17 protein-coding genes are annotated in these 19,623 nt (G+C 65.7%); 8 read left to right on the forward strand and 9 right to left on the reverse strand.

What is annotated here, in order from left to right; all coding sequences use genetic code 11:
• Window positions 1-141: 141 nt before the first annotated feature.
• The 7 genes from OU800_RS02230 to OU800_RS02260 all read right to left on the reverse strand — a co-directional run bounded on the left by OU800_RS02230 (window position 142) and on the right by OU800_RS02260 (window position 8,576).
• The gene (locus tag OU800_RS02230; protein WP_268180850.1) at window positions 142-393 is read right to left on the reverse strand and encodes a hypothetical protein; all 252 of its coding nucleotides are present in this window, start codon (window positions 391-393) and stop codon (window positions 142-144) included.
• A gap of 163 nt (window positions 394-556) precedes the next feature.
• Entirely contained in the window at window positions 557-1,330 is a 774-nt protein-coding gene (gene etfB / locus OU800_RS02235; RefSeq protein WP_268180851.1) for an electron transfer flavoprotein subunit beta, read from the reverse strand.
• A gap of 74 nt (window positions 1,331-1,404) precedes the next feature.
• On the reverse strand, window positions 1,405-2,637 hold the full coding sequence (gene etfA / locus OU800_RS02240; RefSeq protein ID WP_268180852.1) for an electron transfer flavoprotein subunit alpha: 1,233 nt from the start codon (window positions 2,635-2,637) through the stop codon (window positions 1,405-1,407).
• 37 nt (window positions 2,638-2,674) lie between these two features.
• Window positions 2,675-4,636, reverse strand: coding sequence for a dimethylglycine demethylation protein DgcB (gene dgcB / locus OU800_RS02245; RefSeq protein WP_268180853.1), 1,962 nt, complete (start codon window positions 4,634-4,636; stop codon window positions 2,675-2,677).
• A 101-nt stretch (window positions 4,637-4,737) separates the two neighbouring features.
• Window positions 4,738-6,798, reverse strand: a complete 2,061-nt coding sequence (dgcA, locus tag OU800_RS02250) for a dimethylglycine demethylation protein DgcA (RefSeq protein ID WP_268180854.1) — start codon at window positions 6,796-6,798, stop codon at window positions 4,738-4,740.
• A 100-nt stretch (window positions 6,799-6,898) separates the two neighbouring features.
• Window positions 6,899-7,429 (reverse strand): 4-vinyl reductase, encoded by a 531-nt coding sequence (locus OU800_RS02255; RefSeq protein WP_268180855.1) that lies wholly within the window; start codon window positions 7,427-7,429, stop codon window positions 6,899-6,901.
• Window positions 7,430-7,598: 169 nt separating this feature from the next.
• Window positions 7,599-8,576, reverse strand: a complete 978-nt coding sequence (locus OU800_RS02260) for a dipeptidase (protein ID WP_013713683.1) — start codon at window positions 8,574-8,576, stop codon at window positions 7,599-7,601.
• Between the two features lie 488 nt (window positions 8,577-9,064).
• Between OU800_RS02260 and OU800_RS02265 the strand changes: the two genes are divergently transcribed.
• From OU800_RS02265 to OU800_RS02280, 4 genes are read left to right on the forward strand one after another with little or no spacing between them, the layout of a single operon-like run.
• Window positions 9,065-9,547, forward strand: a complete 483-nt coding sequence (locus tag OU800_RS02265) for a formate dehydrogenase subunit gamma (RefSeq protein ID WP_268180856.1) — start codon at window positions 9,065-9,067, stop codon at window positions 9,545-9,547.
• Window positions 9,541-11,100: a formate dehydrogenase beta subunit gene (locus OU800_RS02270; RefSeq protein ID WP_268180857.1), complete on the forward strand. Its 1,560-nt coding sequence runs from the start codon at window positions 9,541-9,543 to the stop codon at window positions 11,098-11,100. The genes OU800_RS02265 and OU800_RS02270 overlap by 7 nt, the downstream gene beginning before the upstream one ends.
• Window positions 11,097-13,973, forward strand: a complete 2,877-nt coding sequence (gene fdhF / locus OU800_RS02275; protein WP_268180858.1) for a formate dehydrogenase subunit alpha — start codon at window positions 11,097-11,099, stop codon at window positions 13,971-13,973. The genes OU800_RS02270 and fdhF overlap by 4 nt, the downstream gene beginning before the upstream one ends.
• Window positions 13,970-14,191, forward strand: coding sequence for a formate dehydrogenase subunit delta (locus OU800_RS02280; protein ID WP_268180859.1), 222 nt, complete (start codon window positions 13,970-13,972; stop codon window positions 14,189-14,191). The genes fdhF and OU800_RS02280 overlap by 4 nt, the downstream gene beginning before the upstream one ends.
• 34 nt (window positions 14,192-14,225) lie before the next feature.
• Here the strand turns inward: OU800_RS02280 and OU800_RS02285 are convergent, their stop codons facing one another.
• Window positions 14,226-15,176 carry a GlxA family transcriptional regulator gene (locus OU800_RS02285; RefSeq protein ID WP_268180860.1) on the reverse strand — a complete coding sequence of 317 codons (951 nt, stop codon included), beginning with the start codon at window positions 15,174-15,176 and terminating at the stop codon, window positions 14,226-14,228.
• Between the two features lie 276 nt (window positions 15,177-15,452).
• Here OU800_RS02285 and choX point away from each other — a divergent pair, with 276 nt between their 5' ends.
• The 4 genes from choX (at window position 15,453) to OU800_RS02305 (ending at window position 19,049) form a co-directional block, all read left to right on the forward strand.
• The gene (gene choX / locus OU800_RS02290; protein ID WP_268180861.1) at window positions 15,453-16,385 is read left to right on the forward strand and encodes a choline ABC transporter substrate-binding protein; all 933 of its coding nucleotides are present in this window, start codon (window positions 15,453-15,455) and stop codon (window positions 16,383-16,385) included.
• A gap of 96 nt (window positions 16,386-16,481) precedes the next feature.
• Window positions 16,482-17,366 (forward strand): 3-keto-5-aminohexanoate cleavage protein, encoded by an 885-nt coding sequence (locus OU800_RS02295; RefSeq protein ID WP_268180862.1) that lies wholly within the window; start codon window positions 16,482-16,484, stop codon window positions 17,364-17,366.
• A 118-nt stretch (window positions 17,367-17,484) separates the two neighbouring features.
• Complete coding sequence (locus OU800_RS02300; RefSeq protein WP_268180863.1) at window positions 17,485-18,450, forward strand: L-carnitine dehydrogenase; 966 nt, start codon at window positions 17,485-17,487, stop codon at window positions 18,448-18,450.
• A 122-nt stretch (window positions 18,451-18,572) separates the two neighbouring features.
• Window positions 18,573-19,049: a thioesterase family protein gene (locus OU800_RS02305; RefSeq protein WP_268180864.1), complete on the forward strand. Its 477-nt coding sequence runs from the start codon at window positions 18,573-18,575 to the stop codon at window positions 19,047-19,049.
• 3 nt (window positions 19,050-19,052) lie between these two features.
• On the opposite strand, the gene OU800_RS02310 is transcribed toward OU800_RS02305, so the two are convergent.
• The gene (locus OU800_RS02310) at window positions 19,053-19,448 is read right to left on the reverse strand and encodes a YkgJ family cysteine cluster protein (RefSeq protein WP_268180865.1); all 396 of its coding nucleotides are present in this window, start codon (window positions 19,446-19,448) and stop codon (window positions 19,053-19,055) included.
• Window positions 19,449-19,623: the final 175 nt, after the last annotated feature.

Here is a 19,623-nt window from a genome sequence, read left to right on the forward strand (position 1 = left end):
AACGGGGCGCCAGTGGCGCCCCGTTTGCTTTTGAGGTGAAACCCAGCTTGTAGCCCGGATACAATCCGGGGTAACGAGATCGGAGTCACCGGCTCTGCTCAGGCTCGTAGGGTGTGCTGCGCGCACCGAGAACACTATCGCTCAGGCAGGCTTGGGCACCAGCGCTGGCAGCAGATGACGGCTGATGGCCTCGCGCACGTTGGGCAGCAAGGTGGCGCTGCCGCCGAGCAGTTCTTCCACCAACTGGCGCAGGGCCATGGCGCGTTCGGCGCTGAGGCCGCTGACGGCGAGTTCGCAGGCCTGCTCCGGCGAGGTGCCCGGAGGAATGCTAAGGCCCAGCGCCACCAGGCGCTCGCGGAAGTCTTCCTGGTCGATCAGGTCGGCATGCATCATGGTCGTGGCTCCTTATGACAAGGCAAGCGTTTGAAAACCCAGGCGAGTCGACAGGGTATCCAGGATATTACGCGTTTCGTTCGCTCGGTGGTCGGCTCGAAGCCTTGGCTTCGAGCGAACCCCTGTTCTAGCCTGTCAGGACTGGCTGTCTTCCTGGCATCTGTTAGCGCAGCACGCCTTCTTCGACCAGCAACTTGAAGATGGCCTCCGCGCCTTCCTGCGGCGAGACGTCCTTGAGCACCTTGCCGCCGCCGCCACTGGCCTTGGCCGTGGCGGCTTTCATACGCTCAGCGCCGGTCTTGGCCTTGATCACCTTGAGGCGCTTGGGCCGTGGTTTGGCCGGTTGCAGGCTGGCCTCGGCCAGCAGCGGGTCGTCCACCACGGTTACCTCGTGCGCTTCGATCTGCCCGCGGCGGGCCGGGCCGAAGGCGCTCTGGCGGGCGACAGGGGCGGCGTTGTCGACACTGGCGACGCACGGCAGGCGTACCTTGAGGCGGCGCCGCTGACCACGTGGCAGGGCTTGCAGCACCTGGGCCACGCCGTTTTCCACCTTTTCCACCTCGGCCAGGCCGACCACCATGGGCCAGCCCAGGCGTTCGGCCAGGAGGAACGGCAACATGCCGGAGCCTTCGCCGGTTTCCGCCTGGCTGCCGGTGAGCACCAACTGGGTGCGACTGCCCTGCAGGTAGTCCACCAGCAGTGGCAGGGCGTCGGCCCCTTCGGGTTGTTCCAGTACGTCGAGCTGATCCAGGCCCATGCCCAGGTAGCCACGCAGGGCTTCGGCCTGCGGGTCGCCGGCGTGCAGCAGTTGCAGGTTCTGCCCGCTCAGGCGCAGGCCCAGCTCCACGGCGCGGGCGTCCTGTTCGGCACGACGCGGACGGCCCGAGGTCGGGTGGGCGCCGACCGAGATCAGGGCAACGATATTCAGATCAGTCATGGCTCCCCCGTAGCCCGGATGCAATCCGGGAGTGGGTGTTGAGGAGGGCGCGGTGCAGCCGCGCCGTGCAGGGTTCAGGCCGCTTCACGCTTGCCCTCCTGGCGCCAGGCGGCGACACGCTCCATCAGGGCCGCAAGGATGGCCGCCGAGTCGCCGATCACCGAGAGGTCGGCGCGTTTGATCATGTCGCAGCCGGGATCCATGTTCACCGCCACCACCTTGTCGCAGGCACCGATGCCTTGCAGGTGCTGGATGGCGCCGGAAATGCCGACGGCCAGGTAGACGCGGGCGGTGACCCAGGTGCCGGTGGCGCCAACCTGGCGATCACGCGGCATGAAGCCATCGTCCACCGCCACGCGCGAGGCGCCTTCGGTGGCGCCGAGGGCGACGGCGGCCTGGTGGAACAGGTTCCAGTCCTTCACACCGTTGCCGCCGGAGAGGATGAACTCGGCCTCGGCCATGGGAATCTGGGCCGGATCCACGGCCACCGGGCCGAGATCCTCGATGCGCGGCAGGCTGTGGGCGACTTTCGCCTCCAATTCCAGTGGCCGTACTTCGTGACGTGTCTCGCTGACCGGCTCGGCGCACTCGACTGCGGCGAGAATCAGCCGCGGCAGGGCACGCTGGATGTCCTGCTGGCCACTGCCGGCACGGCCGATGGCCTGCTCGCCGGCCACCTGCCAGACGCGCGTGGCCGGGCGTTCGCCAAGCTTGGCGGCCAGGCGCCGGCCCAGTTCGCCGCCACCGGTGCGGCTGTCGGGCAGCAGCCAGTGGCGCGGTGCCAGTTGGCTTTCCACGGCGCTCAAGGCCAGCACGCGGGTTTCCGGGGCGTAGCCGTCGAAGGCTTCGCCGCTGATACGTAGCAGGCGGTCGACGCCTGCCGTGTCGAAGGCGCTTTCCTTGTCCTCGCCGAACACCACGGCCACCACGGCACCGCTGGCGCCGGCCAGGTTGCGGGCCAGGCCGAGCAGATCCTTGTCATGGCTGGACAGGCGTCCGCCAACCATGTCCGGCACCACGCAGACGTGGAAGGCTGGTTGCTCGACCACGTGCAGCGGCAATTGCACCTCGGTGCTGGCACTGCTGCGCTTGCCGCCGGTGCCTTGCTGGGCGCCACTGCGGTCGATGCGCTTGAGCCCGGCCGGGCCGACGAAGCCGGCGGCGATGGCGTGTGGGTTCTTGCGGATGATGCCGTTGGGCCCCATCCAGCTGGTCTGGTTCTGGCTCTGCATGGCCGCGTGCAGCGGGTGCAGACGGTTGCGGGCGATCCACTCGGCACGAGGGTCGCGGCGGATGATATCGCTCATGCCTGGGCCTCCTGAATGGACTGGGAGCGTCGTTTCATCACTGCACCTCCGCCAGTTCGCGCTTGGTGGCCGGGCGCTTGGCTGGCACCTCGGTGGCTTCGATCAGCACCTCGGCCACCAGCTCGGCGATGTCCTTGATTTCCGGGCGCGGTGCGACCACGCCTTCGAGCATCGCGGTGCACTGCGGGCAGCCTACGGCCACCACCTCGGCGCCGGTTTCCTTGATGTCCACCATGCGCATGTCGGGAATCCGCTGCTTGCCGGGGATGTCGGTGATCGGTGCGCCGCCACCGCCGCCACAGCAGCGCGAACGGAAGCCCGAACGTTCCATCTCCTTGACCTCGATGCCGATGGCCTTGAGCACGGCGCGGGGCGCCTCGTACTCGCCGTTGTAACGGCCGAGGTAGCAGGGGTCGTGATAGGTCACGCTGGCGGCCTTGCTCTGGCCGAGATTCAGCGAACCCTTGCGCACCAGCTCGTCGATGAAGGTGCTGTGGTGCAGCACCTGATAGTGGCCGCCGAGGGCGCCGTACTCGTTCTTCAGCACATGGAAGCTGTGCGGGTCGCAGCTGACGATGCGCTTGAAGCGGTACTTGGCCAGGGTGGCGATATTGCGCTTGGCCAGGTGCTGGAAGGTCGCTTCGTCACCCAGACGGCGAGCCACGTCGCCGCTGTCGCGCTCTTCTAGGCCGAGTACGGCGAAGTCGACGTCAGCAGCCTTGAGGATCTTCACGAAGGCACGCAGAGTGCGCTGGTTGCGCATGTCGAAGGCGCCGTCGCCGACCCAGAACAGCACATCGGTTTCGCCCTTGTCGGCCAGCAACGGCAGGTTCAGGTCGGCGGCCCAGTTCAGGCGACCGCCGGGGTTGAAGCCGCCCGGGTTGTCGGTGGCGATCAGGTTGTCCAGCACCTCGGCACCCTTGTTCGGGGTGGCGCCCTTTTCCAGGGTGAGGTGACGGCGCATATCGACGATGGCATCGACGTGCTCGATCATCATCGGGCACTCCTCGACGCAGGCGCGGCAGGTGGTGCACGACCACAGGGTCTCGGCATCCACCAGGGCCTTGCCGTTCAGGTCGACGATCGGCTGATGCGGGCCGCCGCTGTGTTCGCCCAGCGGTTTGCCCGGGTAGGGGCTGCCGGCGAACTTGGCGTCATTGCCACCGGCCAGGCCGATGACCATGTCCTGGATCAGCTTCTTCGGGTTCAGCGGCTGGCCGGCGGCGAAGGCGGGGCACATGGCCTCGCACTTGCCGCACTGCACGCAGGCGTCGAAGCCGAGCAACTGGTTCCAGGTGAAGTCGGTGGGTTTTTCCACGCCCAGCGGGGCTTTCGGGTCATCCAGATCCAGCGCTTTCAGGCCAGTCGAGCGGCCACCGCCGAAGCGTTCGGCGCGGCGGTGCCAGGCCAGGTGCAGGGCGCCGGCGAAGGCGTGCTTCATCGGCCCGTCCCAGGTCATGCCGAAGAACAGCTCGGACACACCCCAGGCCACACCAACGGCGAGAATCGCCGCGAGCACCCAGCCACCGAAACCAACCGGCAGAATCCCGGCCACCGGCAAGGTGGCGATGAAGAAGCTGGCGGCGAACATCAGCAGGCTTTTCGGCAGGCGCATCCACGGGCCTTTCGACAGGCGCGATGGCGGGTCGAGGCGGCGCTTGGCGACGAACAGGGCGCCGACGAACATCAGCACGGTGGCCGCCAGCAAGGCGAAACCGAGGATGCGGTTATGCAGGCCGAAACCGTGCACGACGATGGCCAGCACGGCCGCCAGGACGAAACCGCCGGCGGTGGCCACGTGGGTCTTGGACATGTACTTGTCGCGCTCGACCACATGGTGCAGATCCACCAGATAGCGGCGCGGCATCTTCAGCAGGCCGCCTATCCAGTCGACCTTGGCAGGACGACCGCGACGCCACATGAAGAAGCGCTTGGCCGCGCCAATGACCGCAAGGGCCAGGGCGGCGAAGAGCAGGATTGGCAGAATGGTGTTTAGCATGAGAGCCCCCGAGGGGCAGCTACAAGCTTCAAGCTGCAAGCCTCAAGCTGAAAGCGACGGGCGCCTCTGCTTGCAGCTTGCAGCTTGCGGCTTACGGCTGCTTAAAAGTCCTTGCACAGGCGCAAGGCGTCGTAGATCGCCGCGTGGGTGTTGCGCTGGGCCACGCAGTCACCGATGCGGAACAGCAGGTAGCCGTCGCCCGACTCGGAGAGGCAGGGCTGCGGCTTGATCGCGAACAGCGCCTCGACGTCGATCTGACCCTTGTTGCGCGAACCGTCCTTGAGTGCGTAGTACAGCGATTCGTCAGGACGCACGCCGTTCTCCACCACCACCTGGTCGACCACCCGTTCTTCCTTGGCCCCGGTGTATTCGTTCTCCAGCACGGCGACCAGCTTGTCGCCTTCGCGGTAGACCTTCTCCAGCATCAGGTCGCCGGTCATGATCACTTCTTTCGGGTACAGGCTGCGGTAGTAGGTGGGGAAGGTGGTACCGCCCATGGCCACGCCCGGCTTGATGTCGTCGGTGACGATCTCCACCTGAGAACCCTTGTCGGCGAGGAAGTCGGCGACCGACATGCCGGTGAATTCGCAGATGGTGTCGTACACCAGCACGTTCTTGCCCGGTGCCACCTTGCCGGCCAGCACGTCCCAACTGCTCACCACCAGACCTTCGGCGGCGCCCCAGTGCTCGTTCTGCTCGATGAAGGAGTGACCCCCGTTGGCCAGCACCACGATGCCGGGCTTGAGGTCGAGGATGGTGGCTTCATCGGCCGCGGTGCCCAGGCGCAGGTCGACGCCCAGGCGCGCCAGTTCTAGCTGGTACCAGCGGGTGATACCGGCGATCTGGTCGCGTTGCGGCGCCTTGGAGGCCAGGGTGATCTGCCCGCCCAGTTGCTCCTGCTTCTCGAACAGGGTCACGTCGTGGCCACGTTCGGCGGCGACGCGAGCCGCTTCCATACCTGCAGGGCCACCGCCGACGATCACCACCTTGCGCTTGACGCCGGTGGTTTTCTCGATGATGTGCGGCACGCCCATGTATTCACGGCTGGTGGCGGCGTTCTGGATGCACAGCACGTCCAGGCCCTGGTACTGGCGGTCGATGCAGTAATTGGCGCCGACGCACTGCTTGATCTGGTCGATCTGGCCCATCTTGATCTTGGCGATCAGGTGCGGGTCGGCCATGTGGGCACGGGTCATGCCGACCATGTCCACGTAGCCGCCTTCGAGGATACGGGTGGCCTGGTTCGGGTCCTTGATGTTCTGCGCGTGCAGCACCGGTACCTTGACCACTTCCTTGATGCCGGCCGCCAGGTGCAGGAAGGGCTCCGGCGGGAAGCTCATGTTGGGGATGACGTTGGCCAGGGTGTTGTGGGTGTCGCAGCCCGAACCCACCACACCGATGAAGTCGAGCATGCCGGTGGCGTCGTAGTAGGCGGCGATCTGCTTCATGTCCTCGTGGGACAGGCCGTCCGGGTGGAACTCGTCACCGGTGATGCGCATGCCCACGCAGAAGTCGTCGCCGACTTCCTTGCGCACGGCCTTGAGCACTTCCAGGCCGAACTTCATGCGGCCCTCGAAGGTGCCGCCCCATTCGTCGGTACGCTTGTTCACGCGCGGTGACCAGAACTGGTCGATCAGGTGCTGGTGCACGGCGGACAGCTCGACGCCGTCCAGACCGCCTTCCTTGGCCCGGCGCGCAGCCTGGGCATAGTTGCCGATGATGCGCCAGATTTCCTCCACCTCGATGGTCTTGCAGGTGGCGCGGTGCACGGGTTCGCGGATGCCCGACGGCGACATCAGGGTCGGCCAGTTGAAGCCGTCCCAGCGCGAGCGGCGGCCCATGTGGGTAATCTGGATCATGATCTTGGCGCCGTGCTTGTGCATGGCGTCAGCGAGATTCTGGAAGTGCGGGATGATGCGGTCGGTGGACAGGTTGACCGAACTCCACCATTCCTGCGGGCTGTCGATGGCGACCACGGACGAACCGCCGCAGATGGCCAGGCCGATGCCGCCCTTGGCCTTCTCTTCGTAATACTTGACGTAGCGCTCGGTGGTCATGCCGCCGTCGGTGGCGTAGACCTCGGCGTGCGCAGTGGAGAGCACGCGGTTGCGGATGGTCAGTTTGCCGATCTGGATCGGCTGGAACATTGCTTCGAAAGCCATTGCGGCACCCTCACGGAAAAGCGGCCTGGGGCCTTTTGTCGAGAGGGGCTTCAGTGGCGATTGGGTCGCGGCTGAAGCCCTCGCGAATACCTTTTATTGTTTACAGCGGTTTGACGCGGAACAGGCCATGGTCGTGGCCTTCCTGCGAGGCACCGTAGACCTGCTCGGCCACGGTGCGGATGCTGCTGCCCTGGGCCTGCAGAATCTGATCCATGGCGCCGGCGAACCAGCCGGTGAACATGTAGTCGACCGGACGCCCGCACTTGCCGTAGACGTAGACGAAGGCCGAGTGATCCAGGCGCACTTCGCAGGTGCCGGCGTCGAGGTCGATGGACTGGATCTTGAACAGACCCCAGCCGCGCTGCGACAGACGCTTCATGTAGTGCTCGAACACCGCCACGCCGGACAGGCCATGGCACTCGGCTTCCTTCTCGCACCAGTGCCAGGCGGACTTGTAGCCAGCCTTGTAGAGAATCTCGGCGTATTTCTCGGCGCCGAGCACTTCCTCGATGCCGATATGGTTGTTGACGAAGAAATGCCGTGGCACGTAGAGCATCGGCAGGGCGTCGGTGGTCCATACGCCGGTTTCGTCGTCGACCAGGATGGGCATTTCGGGGGCGTGGGTGGCCATGTGTGCAAACTCCAGAATTCGTTGGTTTTTTTGCCCTCTCCCCAACCCTCTCCCGCAAGCGGGAGAGGGGGCTGTCCGTGCATGCATGACTTCAAATGCATGCCGGCCGCTTTGCTCCCCTCTCCCATTTATGGGAGAGGGGCCGGGGGAGAGGGGCTGTTAAAAAGGCTTACTCGCCCCAGACGTCGGCCAGTACGCGCACCCAGTTCTCGCCCATGATCTTGCGTACAACGCGCTCGGAATGGCCGCGTTTGAGCAGGGTCTCGGTGAGGTTGGGGAACTCGCCTACGGTACGGATACCCAGCGGGTTGATGATCTTGCCGAAGTTGGTCAGGCGACGGGCGTAGCCCTTGTCATGGGTCAGGTACTCGAAGAATTCCTTGCCGTGACCCTGGGTGAAGTCGGTACCGATGCCGATGGCGTCTTCACCGACGATGTTCATCACGTACTCGATGGCTTCGGCGTAGTCGTCGATGGTCGAGTCGATGCCCTTGGCCAGGAAGGGGGCGAACATGGTCACGCCGACGAAGCCGCCGTGGTCGGCGATGAACTTCAGCTCCTCGTCGGACTTGTTGCGCGGGTGCTCTTTCAGGCCGGAAGGCAGGCAGTGGGAGTAGGTCACCGGCTTCTTCGATTCGAGAATCACTTCCTCGGAAGTCTTCGAGCCGACATGCGACAGGTCGCACATGATGCCGACGCGGTTCATCTCGGCGACGATCTCGCGGCCGAAGCCGGACAGGCCGCCGTCACGCTCGTAGCAGCCGGTGCCGATCAGGTTCTGGGTGTTGTAGCACATCTGCACGATGCCCACGCCGAGCTGCTTGAACACCTCGACGTAGCCGATCTGGTCCTCGAACGCGTGGGCGTTCTGGAAGCCATAGATGATGCCGGTCTTGCCCAGCTCCTTGGCCTTGCGGATGTCGGCGGTGGTACGTACCGGCATCACCAGGTCGCTGTTCTCGCGGATCAGCTTGCTGCTGGCAGCAATGCTGTTGACGGTGGCCTGGAAACCCTCCCACACGGACACGGTGCAGTTGGCGGCGGTCAGGCCGCCTTTGCGCATGTCCTCGAAGAGTTCGCGGTTCCACTTGGCAATGATCAGACCGTCGATGACGATGCTGTCGGCGTGCAATTCGGCTGGGCTCATCAGGCTGTCCCCTTGGGTTCTGCTGCGCCGAATCGGCTGTCGGCGCTTTGGGGGGAGCATATCCCTGGGGATTTGGCCGCTATCGCGCAAAAACGACTGGGGGATTGCCGAAAACGTCAAGCCGGTCGCGGATGGACATGTGGGCTTCGGTACGTCGCTTTCGTGCCCGCTCAGGGTACGCAGGCTGCCTGTCATTTGGGCGAAGCGGGGCACCGAGGCGGTGAGTCGAAGCGCAAGGGTCTATAAAGAATGAAGGGGGCGCTGTTCGTCTGCGGCGTCGGTTTCAGTATGCATGGCGTCGCTGGAGTGCAATTTCTCTGGCGCGGGAATGGCAAGCTCCGCTAATGCCCAGGTACGTGCGCGCAGACGCCCGGCTTTGGCCTTTCTAGTTGGTGATCGCGCTGCTGCCGTGGCAAGCCGGATCGCCACAGCCGAAACCTCCAGGCTGCGATGACGCCACGCATGGCCTGTGACCGAGGAACGCTGTAATGCCTGATGAGACGCTTCACCTGCCTTTGATTCGAGGCGTGCTGGACGAACACAAGGACACCCCCGGTGCCCTGCTGCCCGTCCTGCATGCCATCCAGGAAGGCATCGGCTACGTACCCGATGTCGCCATCGCCGAAATCGCCCATGCCCTCAACCTGACCCAGGCCGAAGTGCGTGGGGTGATCAGCTTCTACCATGACTTCCGCACCAGTGAGCCGGCCAAGCACATCCTGCGCCTGTGTCTGGCCGAGTCGTGCCAGAGTCGCGGTGCCAAGCAACTGGCCGCACAGGTGCGCGAGCACCTCGGGCTGGATGACCACGGCACCAGCGAGGACGGCCAGATCAGCCTGCGCCCGGTCTATTGCCTGGGCGCCTGCGCCTGCTCGCCGGCGCTGGAACTGGACGGCCAACTGCATGCCCGGGTAACCCCCGAGCGCCTGCAGCAACTGGTCGAGGGCTGCCTGGAGAAAACGCCATGCTGAAGCTCTATGTACCTTGCGACTCCATCGCCCGCGCCGTGGGTGCCGATCAACTGGCCGACGCCCTGCGTGACGAGGCCGAACGTCGGCAACTGGCAGTCGAGATCCAACGCACCAGCTCGCGCGGCATGTACTGGCTGGAGCCCCTGCTGGAAGTCGACAGCGGCGAAGGCCGTCTCGGTTTCGGCCCGCTGAGCGCCGACCAGGCCGGTAGCCTGCTCGATGCGCTGCAAAGTGGTGGCAATCAGCATCCGAGCGCCGTCGGCCTGGTGGAGGAACTGCCCTTCATCAAGAGCCAGCAGCGGCTGATCTTCGCCCGCGCTGGCATCACTCGGCCCACCGCGCTGGACGATTACCGCGCCACTGGCGGCTTCGAGGGGCTGACCCGCGCCATCGGCATGGAGGGTGACGCCATCGTCGCCGAAGTGCTGGAGTCCGGCCTGCGTGGCCGTGGCGGCGCTGCCTTCCCGGCTGGCATCAAGTGGCGCACCGTGCGCGGCGCCCAGGCCGCGCAGAAATACGTGGTGTGCAACGCCGACGAAGGCGACTCCGGCACCTTCGCCGACCGCATGCTGATGGAAGGCGACCCCTTCGTGCTGATCGAGGGCATGGCGATCGCCGGCCTAGCGGTCGAAGCCACCATGGGTTACGTCTACGTGCGTTCCGAATACCCGCAGGCCGTGCAGGCGCTGCGCGAAGCCATCGAGGTCGCCCGCGCGGCCGGCTGGCTCGGCACCAACGTGGCCGGCAGTGGCCGCGCCTTCGACATGGAAGTGCGGGTCGGTGCCGGCGCCTACATCTGCGGTGAGGAAACCTCGCTGCTGGAATCGCTCGAAGGCAAGCGCGGCACCGTGCGCGCCAAGCCGCCGCTGCCGGCGTTGCAAGGCCTGTTCGGCCAGCCGACGCTGGTGCACAACGTGCTCACCCTGGCCTCGATGCCGGTGATCCTGGCGCGTGGCGCGGCGTTCTACCGCGACTTCGGCATGGGTCGCTCGCTGGGCACCATGCCCTTCCAACTGGCCGGCAACATCCGCCAGGGCGGCCTGGTGGAGCGCGCCTTCGGCCTGACCCTGCGCGAGCTGGTGGAAGAGTACGGCGGCGGTACCGCCAGCGGCCGGCCGATCAAGGCGGCGCAGGTCGGTGGCCCGCTGGGCGCCTGGGTGCCGCCGACGCAGTTCGACACCCCGCTGGACTACGAAGCCTTCGCCGCCATGGGCGCGATGCTCGGCCACGGCGGCGTGGTGCTGGCCGACGACAGCCTGGACATGGCGCAGATGGCGCGCTTCGCCCTGGAGTTCTGCGCCGAGGAATCCTGTGGCAAGTGCACGCCCTGCCGCATCGGCTCGACCCGTGGCGTCGAGGTGGTCGACCGCCTGCTGGCGGCGACCGACGACGCCGCGCGCGACGAGCAGGTGATCATCCTCAAGGATCTCTGCGACACCCTGACCCATGGCTCGCTGTGCGCACTCGGCGGCATGACCGCCTTCCCCGTCAGCAGTGCACTCAAGCACTTCCCTGGCGACTTCGGGCTCAAGACCTCGGAGGCAGAACAATGATCAGCTACTTCGACCCCGCCACTGACACCGACTTCGGCACCCCCGCCCGCGAGAGCGAGGTGCAGGTCAGCCTGAGCATCGACGGGCGCAGCATCAGCGTGCCAGCCGGCACCTCGGTGATGCGCGCCGCCGCCATGCTCGGCACCACCATTCCCAAGCTCTGTGCCACCGACAGCCTGGAAGCCTTCGGCTCCTGCCGCATGTGCCTGGTGGAGATCGACGGCATGCGCGGCTACCCGGCCTCCTGCACCACGCCGGTCAGCGAAGGCATGGTGGTGCGCACCCAGACCTCCAAGCTGGCGACCCTGCGCCGCAACGTGATGGAACTGTACATTTCCGACCACCCGCTGGACTGCCTGACCTGCTCGGCCAACGGCAACTGCGAACTGCAGACCGTCGCTGGCCAGGTCGGTTTGCGTGAGGTGCGTTACGGTTACGACGGCGCCAACCACCTGAGCGAAGCCAAGGACACCTCCAACCCCTACTTCGACTACGACCCGAGCAAGTGCATCGTCTGCAACCGCTGCGTGCGCGCCTGTGAGGAAACCCAGGGCACCTTCGCCCTGACCATCGAAGGCCGTGGCTTCGAGTCGCGCGTGGCGGCTGCCGGCGGCGACGACTTCCTCAGCTCCGAGTGCGTGTCCTGCGGTGCTTGCGTGCAGGCCTGCCCGACCGCCACGCTGATGGAAAAGAGCGTGGTCGAGAAGGGCCAGCCCGAGCGCAGCGTGATCACCACCTGCGCCTACTGTGGCGTCGGCTGCTCGTTCCGTGCCGAGATGAAGGGCAATGAACTGGTGCGCATGGTGCCGGACAAGAACGGCCAGGCCAACCATGGCCACTCCTGCGTCAAGGGCCGCTTCGCTTGGGGCTATGCCACCCACCCGGATCGCATCACCAAGCCGATGATCCGCAAGAGCATCCACGACCCCTGGCAGGAAGTTAGCTGGGACGAGGCGGTGACCTACGCCGCCAGCGAGTTCCGTCGTATCCAGCTCAAATACGGGCGCGATTCCATCGGCGGTATCACCTCCAGCCGTTGCACCAACGAAGAGGTCTACCTGGTGCAGAAACTGGTGCGTGCCGGCTTCGGCAACAACAACGTCGACACCTGCGCCCGCGTCTGCCACTCGCCGACCGGCTACGGCCTCAAGCAGACCCTGGGTGAGTCCGCCGGAACCCAGAGCTTCGACTCGGTGATGCAGGCCGACGTGATCCTGGTGATGGGTGCCAACCCCACCGACGCCCACCCGGTATTCGGCTCCCAGCTCAAGCGCCGCCTGCGCCAGGGGGCGCGGCTGATCGTCATCGACCCGCGCCGCATCGACCTGGTGGATTCGCCGCACGCCCGTGCCGACTACCACCTGGCACTGCGTCCGGGCACCAACGTGGCCATGCTCAATGCCCTGGCCCATGTCATCGTCACCGAGGGCCTGGTCAACCAGCCGTTCGTCGACGAGCGCTGCGAGGCGGCGGATTTCGCCCGCTGGAGTACCTTCGTCAGCCAGGCAGAGAACTCGCCGGAAGTGCTCGGGCCGATCTGCGGCGTCGACCCGCAACTGATCCGCGAGGCAGCACGCCTCTACGCCACCGGTGGCAACGCGGCCATCTACTACGGCCTGGGCGTCACCGAGCACAGCCAGGGCAGTACCACGGTCATGGGTATCGCCAACCTGGCCATGGCCACCGGCAACATCGGCCGCGAAGGTGTGGGCGTCAACCCGCTGCGCGGACAGAACAACGTGCAGGGCTCCTGCGACATGGGCTCCTTCCCGCACGAGCTGCCGGGCTACCGTCACGTGTCCAACAACGAGGTACGTGCCCAGTTCGAGCAGGCCTGGGGCGTGACCCTGCAGCCCGATCCGGGCCTGCGCATCCCCAACATGTTCGAGGCGGCGCTCGGCGGCACCTTCAAGGCGCTGTACTGCCAGGGCGAGGACATCGCCCAGAGCGACCCCAACACCCAGCACGTCACTGCTGCGCTGTCGGCGATGGAATGCGTGGTGGTGCAGGACATCTTCCTCAACGAAACCGCCAAGTTCGCCCACGTGTTCCTGCCGGGCAGCTCCTTCCTCGAGAAGGACGGTACCTTCACCAACGCCGAACGGCGCATCTCACGCGTGCGCAAGGTGATGGAGCCGCTGGCCGGCAAGTCCGACTGGGAAGCCACCATCGCCCTGGCCGAAGCGCTGGGCTACAAGATGGATTACCAGCACCCGTCGCAGATCATGGACGAGATCGCCAGCCTGACGCCCACCTTCACCCGCGTCAGCTACGACAAGCTGGATCGCCACGGCAGCCTGCAGTGGCCGTGCAACGACGAGGCGCCGGACGGCACGCCGACCATGCACATCGAAGAGTTCGTGCGTGGCAAGGGGCGTTTCATGCTCACTGGGTACGTGCCGACCGAGGAGAAGGTCAACAGCCGCTTCCCGCTGCTGCTCACCACCGGCCGCATCCTCAGCCAGTACAACGTCGGCGCGCAGACACGGCGTACCGATAACGTCGCCTGGCACGAGGAGGATCGCCTGGAGATCCACCCGACCGACGCCGAAAGCCGCGGCATCGCCGACGGTGATTGGGTCGGCGTGGGCAGCCGCTCCGGGCAGACCGTGCTGCGCGCCAAGGTCAGCGAGCGGGTGGCGCCGGGGGTGGTGTACACCACCTTCCACTTCCCCGAGTCCGGTGCCAACGTGATCACCACCGACAACTCCGACTGGGCGACCAACTGCCCCGAGTACAAGGTCACGGCGGTGGAAGTGACGCGGGTGTACCAGCCGTCGGAATGGCAGAAACGCTACCAGGCCTTCAGCGACGAGCAGCAGCGCCTGCTCAGCGAGCGCCGTAAACGAGAGAAAGCCGAGGTGCGTCGATGAGTGCGGAAAACCTGGTCAAGATGGCCAACCAGATCGCCCAGTTCTTCGCCACCGAGCCGGACCAGGAACAGGCGGTCAAGGGCGTTCAGCAGCACATTCAGAGCTTCTGGACGCCAGCGATGCGCATCGAGCTGATGGCCTGGCAACTGGAGCGCCGGGGGGAGAACCTGCACCCTCTGGTGCAGTCGGCACTTACCGAGATGGGCCGCTCGGCCTGATACCAGTGCGTGCCCGGTTCTGGGCACGCTTCTTTCAGCCGTGGGGCAGGCGTTCGTGCCTGTCCTCGCTCGGCGTCACGTCGAAATGCGCCTTGTAGCAGCGCGAGAAATAACTCGACGACTCGAAGCCGCAGGCCAGGCTCACCTCCAGCACGCTCAGATCGCTCTGCCGTAGCAACTGGCGCGCCTTGTCCAGGCGCAGGCCGAGGTAGAAGGCCGATGGTGTGGTATGCAGATGATGACGGAACAGCCGCTCCAGTTGGCGCAGGCTGATGCCGACCTTGTTGGCCAGGGCCTCACTGGACAGCGGTTGCTCGCACTCGCGCTCCATCTCGCCGATCACCCGTACCAGCTTCTTGTTGTGCAGGTCGTAGCGGCTGGCCACCTGCATGCGCTGGTGATCCAGGCGCGTGCGGATGCGGCCGACCACGAACTGCTCGGACACCTGCACCGCCAGTGATTCGCCGTGCGCCTGGCCGATCAGCCCCAGCATCAGATCCAGGCTGCTGGTGCCGCCGGCGCTGGTGATGCGCTTGCCATCGATCTCGAACAGCTCCTGGGTGACCAGCAGCGCCGGGTAGCGCTCGCGAAAGGCCTCGATGGCCTCCCAGTGCAGGGTTAGGCGCTGGTGCTGGAACAGCCCGGCCTCAGCCAGCACGAAGCTGCCGGTATCGATACCGCCGAGCACGGCCAGCTCGGCCTCGCGCCGCTGCAGCCAATGCGCCAGGTGGTGGTCGTAGTGCGCCAGCGGCTCGAAACCGGCCATCACGAACAGCGCATAGGTGTCATCCGGCAGTTGCAGCCTGTCGTCGACATTGAGCGACATGCCGTTGCTGGCCTGCACGGCGTTGCCGTCCTGGCTGAGCAGGCGCCAGCGATACAGCTCACCGCGAAAACGGTTGGCCACGCGCAGCGGCTCGATGGCCGACATCAGGCCCATCATCGAGAAGCCGGGTAATAGCAGAAAGCAGAAGGTCTGAGGCATACAAATACGACACCGTTGCAGGGGGCGGGTAGCCCGGATGCAATCCGGGAGCATGATTCCCGGATTGCATCCGGGCTACGCATACCGAGACATGGCTTTCATCTAAGCAGAAAGTCGGTATAGGTCAACGAATGGTCGAAAAAGTGCGAATCAGGCGTCGAGGCGAGGCGTAAGGTGTTTTTATCGCGGGACGAAAATCCCCGAGCACGGTGGGGGCTCTCAAGAGCCTCTAGAAGAACGAAATAAAACCGCTGTGACACGATGAGGAGCACCCAGATGAAAGGCCTTACCACGTTGGTCGTGTGCTGCACCCTGAGCCTGTTCAGTACCTCCCTGCTGGCCGACGACGCCAGTTGCAAGACAGTTCGCCTCGGCGCCGTCGGCTGGACCGATGTGGTCGCCACCACCGCCGTGGCCAGCGCCCTGCTGCAGGGCCTGGGCTATGAAACCAAGCAGACACAGGCGTCGCAGCAGATCATCTTCGCCGGTATCCAGAAAGGCCAGGTCGATGCCTTCCTCGGCTACTGGAAGCCGATCATGGACGACAACATCAAGCCCTTCCTCGACGCCGGTGCGGTCAAGGTCGCTGCCGAGCCGTCGCTGAGCGATGCCGTGGCGGTGCTCGCGGTGCCCAGCTACACCGCCGACAAGGGCCTGAAGACTCTGGCCGACATCGCCAGGTTCAAGGACGAGCTGGGTGGCAAGATCTACGGCATCGAAGCCGGCTCCGGCGCCAATACGGCGATCCAGAAGATGATCGACAGCAACCAGTTCGGCCTTGGCGGCTTCAAGCTGGTCGAGTCCAGCGAGGCCGGCATGCTCGCCGCCGTCGGCCGCGCCGTGCGCAATCAGAAGCCGGTGGTGTTCTTCGGTTGGAAGCCGCACCCGATGAACCTGTCGATGCCCATTACCTACCTGACCGGCACCGAGGACGTGTTCGGCCCCAACGATGGTGCCGCCACCGTGTCCACCGTCACCGCGCCGGACTATGCCCAGCGCTGCCCCAACGCCAACCGCCTGCTCACCGGCCTGCGCTTCACCAGCGAGCAGGAAGCCGTGCTGATGCAGCCGATCATGGAGCGCAAGGCACCCGCGCAGGTGGCGCGTGACTGGATCAAGGCCAACCCGCAGGTGGTCGAGGCCTGGCTCGATGGCGTGACCACCTTCGACGGCAAGCCGGCCAACGCGGCGCTGCTCGCCGGCAACTGACAGCGGGGCGCCGGGCGAGCCGGCGCCGACTCCCCCGATTCAAGGTCTGCGGCCACGCCGTCGGCCCCCGTTCGCCCCTGGAAAGGAAAGTCGAAGATGAATTACGAAGTGATCGTCACCTGCGCGGTGACCGGCGCCGGCGACACCGTTGGCAAGCACCCGGCGATTCCGGTCACCCCCAAGGAAATCGCCGCTGCTGCCATCGAGGCGGCCAGGGCCGGGGCCACCGTTGCCCACTGCCACGTGCGTGACCCGCACACCGGCAAGCCGAGCCGCGACGTGGCGCTGTATCGTGAAGTGGTCGAGCGCATTCGCGAGAGCGACACCGACGTGATCATCAACCTCACCGCCGGCATGGGTGGCGATCTGGAAATCGGCCGCGGCGAGCAGCCGCTGGAGTTCGGCGCCGGCACCGACCTGGTCGGGCCGCTCACCCGCCTGGCCCATGTCGAGGAGCTGCTGCCGGAAATCTGCACCCTGGACTGCGGCACGCTGAATTTCGGCGACGGCGACTTCATCTACGTCTCCACCCCGGCGCAACTGCGCGCTGGCGCCAAGCGCATCACCGAGCTGGGGGTGAAGGCCGAACTGGAGATTTTCGACACCGGTCACCTGTGGTTCGCCAAACAGATGATCAAGGAAGGTCTGCTGGACGACCCGCTGATCCAGCTATGCCTGGGTATTCCCTGGGGCGCACCGGCCGACACCACCACCATGAAGGCCATGGCCGACAACCTGCCGCCGGGCATCACCTGGGCCGGCTTCGGTATCGGCCGCATGCAGATGCCCATGGTGGCCCAGGCCATGCTGCTTGGCGGCCATGTGCGGGTCGGGCTGGAGGACAACATCTGGCTGGATCGCGGCGTGCACGCCAGCAACGGCCAGTTGGTCGAGCGCGCCATCGAGATCATCGAACGCCTCGGCGGCCGCGCCCTGACCCCGGCCGAGGGGCGGGAAAAGATGAAGCTCAAGCGTCGCTAGCGATTTTCTCTTCCCTTTATGGGAGAGGGCCCGTTCCCGTAGCCCGGATGAAATCCGGGGATTGGCAGGTGAAATTCTCCCGGATTGCCTCCGGGCCATAGTCAGCAAGGAACCCGAGATGAGCTTCGTTACCGATATCAAGACCTTCGCCGCCCTCGGCACCGGCGTGATCGGCGCCGGCTGGATCGCCCGCGCCCTGGCCCATGGCCTCGACGTCATCGCCTGGGACCCGGCCCCCGGCGCCGAGCAGGCGCTGCGCACGCGCCTGGCCAATGCCTGGCCGGCGCTGCAAGAACAGGGGCTGGCGCCCGGCGCCTCGCTTGAGCGCCTGCGCTTCGTCAGCAGCATCGAAGACTGCGTGCGTGATGCCGACTTCATTCAGGAGAGCGCCCCCGAGCGACTCGACCTCAAGTGCGAGCTGCACGCCAAGATCAGCGCCGCCGCACGCCCGGACGTGCTGATCGGCTCCAGCACCTCGGGCCTGCTGCCCAGCGAGTTCTACGCAGATGCCACGCATCCCGAGCGCTGCGTGGTCGGCCATCCGTTCAACCCGGTGTACCTGTTGCCGCTGGTGGAGGTGGTGGGCGGGGCGAAGACTTCGCCCGAGGCGGTGCAGGCGGCCATGCAGGTCTACGAGGGCCTGGGCATGCGCCCGCTGCACGTGCGTAAGGAGGTGCCGGGTTTCATCGCCGACCGCCTGCTCGAAGCGCTATGGCGTGAGGCGCTGCACCTGGTCAACGACGGCGTGGCCACCACCGGTGAGATCGACGATGCGATCCGCTTTGGCGCTGGCTTGCGCTGGTCGTTCATGGGCAGCTTCCTGACCTACACCCTGGCCGGCGGCCCGGCCGGCATGCGCCACTTCATGGCCCAGTTCGGCCCCGCGCTGAAGCTGCCCTGGACATACCTAGAGGCACCGGAGCTGACCGAAGGACTGATCGACGCGGTGGTCGAAGGCACGGCCGAGCAGCAGGGCGAGCGCAGCCTGTATGCCCTGGAGCGCTACCGTGACGACTGCCTGCTGGCGGTGCTGGAGGCGATCCGCCAGACCAAGGCCAGGCATGGTTTCGCCTTCGCCGAGTAACCGAGCCACTCCCGGTGCGCACGGCGCACCCTACGCGGAGATATCCAACGGCTCCGAACCGCCCCCCTCTCCCGCTTGCGGGAGAGGGGCTGGGGGAGAGGGGCATTTCAGGAGTCGCCTGTATGCCAGCCAAGCCGCTGACCAGCTACCAAACCACCATCTCCATCGACTGGGTCGACTACAACGGCCATCTGCGCGATGCCTTCTACCTGCTGATCTTCAGCCATGCCACCGATGCGCTGATGGATGCGCTGGGCCTGGACGAGGCCGGTCGAGCCCGTACCGGGCACACGTTGTACACCCTGGAGTGCCACCTCAACTTCCTGGCGGAGGTGAAGGAGGGCGAGCCGGTCGAGGTGCGCACCCAATTGCTGGCGCACGACACCAAGCGTTTGCATATCCATCATGGCCTGTATCGGCCGGGCGAAGACGCCAGCCTGGCGGAAAGTGAGCAGATGCTCATGAACATCGACAGCGCCGCCGGCCGTGGCGCGCCATTCGATGAACAGGTAGCGGCTAGCGTGGCGCAATTGGCCCGCGAGCATCAGGGGTTGGCGCAACCCGCCTGCGTGGGGCGGGTCATCGGCTTGCGGCGCTGAGCCTCACTTTGGCTTGTAGGCGCAGTACCCCGGCCGTGGGCCAACCTTGGGGTGATGACGGCAGGTGTCCGGGCGCTTCTCGTAGACGGTGCACAGGCGCGTCTTGCGGTCGAGGAACAGGCAGTCGTTGTTGGACATGCGCGTCAGGGTGAAGATGCCCGACTTCTGGTTGAAGCGCTCGACGATGCCATCCTTCTGCAGGCGCTTGGCGATGTTCTTCGGCGGTTCGCTACGCTCGAACTCGTCCACCAGTTCCAGGCGGATCAGGTCGTTCAGGCGCACTTCCACCGGCAGGGTGCAGCAGCTAGAGATGCAGCTATGGCACATGTCGGCCGTGTATTTGGCCCAGGTCTCCAGGCGGTCGATTTCTGCAGCGGCTATCAGGCGGGGCTTGAGCATGGTGGGCTTGGGGCGGTCTATGCCGCGTCGATCACGGGGCGGCGATGATAGCGGGCGCAGGGCGTTTGTGAAGCACCGGCTGGCGGTTGACCACTTTGCGTTGTGCCTGTGAACGGCTTGGCAGTCGTCTCTCTGGGTGTTGGTCGGTGCGACTCCTATACTGGGTGCCCGTCTC

Origin of the sequence: Pseudomonas sp. GOM7, from assembly GCF_026723825.1 — a bacterium.
Lineage (GTDB): Bacteria > Pseudomonadota > Gammaproteobacteria > Pseudomonadales > Pseudomonadaceae > Aquipseudomonas.

Excerpts from the sequence above, each read along its gene's own strand:
- OU800_RS02230 (WP_268180850.1), bottom strand. The coding sequence starts at position 393 with ATGATGCATGCCGACCTGATCGACCAGGAAGACTTCCGCGAGCGCCTG.
- etfB (WP_268180851.1), bottom strand. The coding sequence starts at position 1,330 with ATGACTGATCTGAATATCGTTGCCCTGATCTCGGTCGGCGCCCACCCG.
- etfA (WP_268180852.1), bottom strand. The coding sequence starts at position 2,637 with ATGAGCGATATCATCCGCCGCGACCCTCGTGCCGAGTGGATCGCCCGC.
- dgcB (WP_268180853.1), bottom strand. The coding sequence starts at position 4,636 with ATGCTAAACACCATTCTGCCAATCCTGCTCTTCGCCGCCCTGGCCCTT.
- dgcA (WP_268180854.1), bottom strand. The coding sequence starts at position 6,798 with ATGGCTTTCGAAGCAATGTTCCAGCCGATCCAGATCGGCAAACTGACC.
- OU800_RS02255 (WP_268180855.1), bottom strand. The coding sequence starts at position 7,429 with ATGGCCACCCACGCCCCCGAAATGCCCATCCTGGTCGACGACGAAACC.
- OU800_RS02260 (WP_013713683.1), bottom strand. The coding sequence starts at position 8,576 with ATGAGCCCAGCCGAATTGCACGCCGACAGCATCGTCATCGACGGTCTG.
- OU800_RS02265 (WP_268180856.1), top strand. The coding sequence starts at position 9,065 with ATGCCTGATGAGACGCTTCACCTGCCTTTGATTCGAGGCGTGCTGGAC.
- OU800_RS02270 (WP_268180857.1), top strand. The coding sequence starts at position 9,541 with ATGCTGAAGCTCTATGTACCTTGCGACTCCATCGCCCGCGCCGTGGGT.
- fdhF (WP_268180858.1), top strand. The coding sequence starts at position 11,097 with ATGATCAGCTACTTCGACCCCGCCACTGACACCGACTTCGGCACCCCC.
- OU800_RS02280 (WP_268180859.1), top strand. The coding sequence starts at position 13,970 with ATGAGTGCGGAAAACCTGGTCAAGATGGCCAACCAGATCGCCCAGTTC.
- OU800_RS02285 (WP_268180860.1), bottom strand. The coding sequence starts at position 15,176 with ATGCCTCAGACCTTCTGCTTTCTGCTATTACCCGGCTTCTCGATGATG.
- choX (WP_268180861.1), top strand. The coding sequence starts at position 15,453 with ATGAAAGGCCTTACCACGTTGGTCGTGTGCTGCACCCTGAGCCTGTTC.
- OU800_RS02295 (WP_268180862.1), top strand. The coding sequence starts at position 16,482 with ATGAATTACGAAGTGATCGTCACCTGCGCGGTGACCGGCGCCGGCGAC.
- OU800_RS02300 (WP_268180863.1), top strand. The coding sequence starts at position 17,485 with ATGAGCTTCGTTACCGATATCAAGACCTTCGCCGCCCTCGGCACCGGC.
- OU800_RS02305 (WP_268180864.1), top strand. The coding sequence starts at position 18,573 with ATGCCAGCCAAGCCGCTGACCAGCTACCAAACCACCATCTCCATCGAC.
- OU800_RS02310 (WP_268180865.1), bottom strand. The coding sequence starts at position 19,448 with ATGCTCAAGCCCCGCCTGATAGCCGCTGCAGAAATCGACCGCCTGGAG.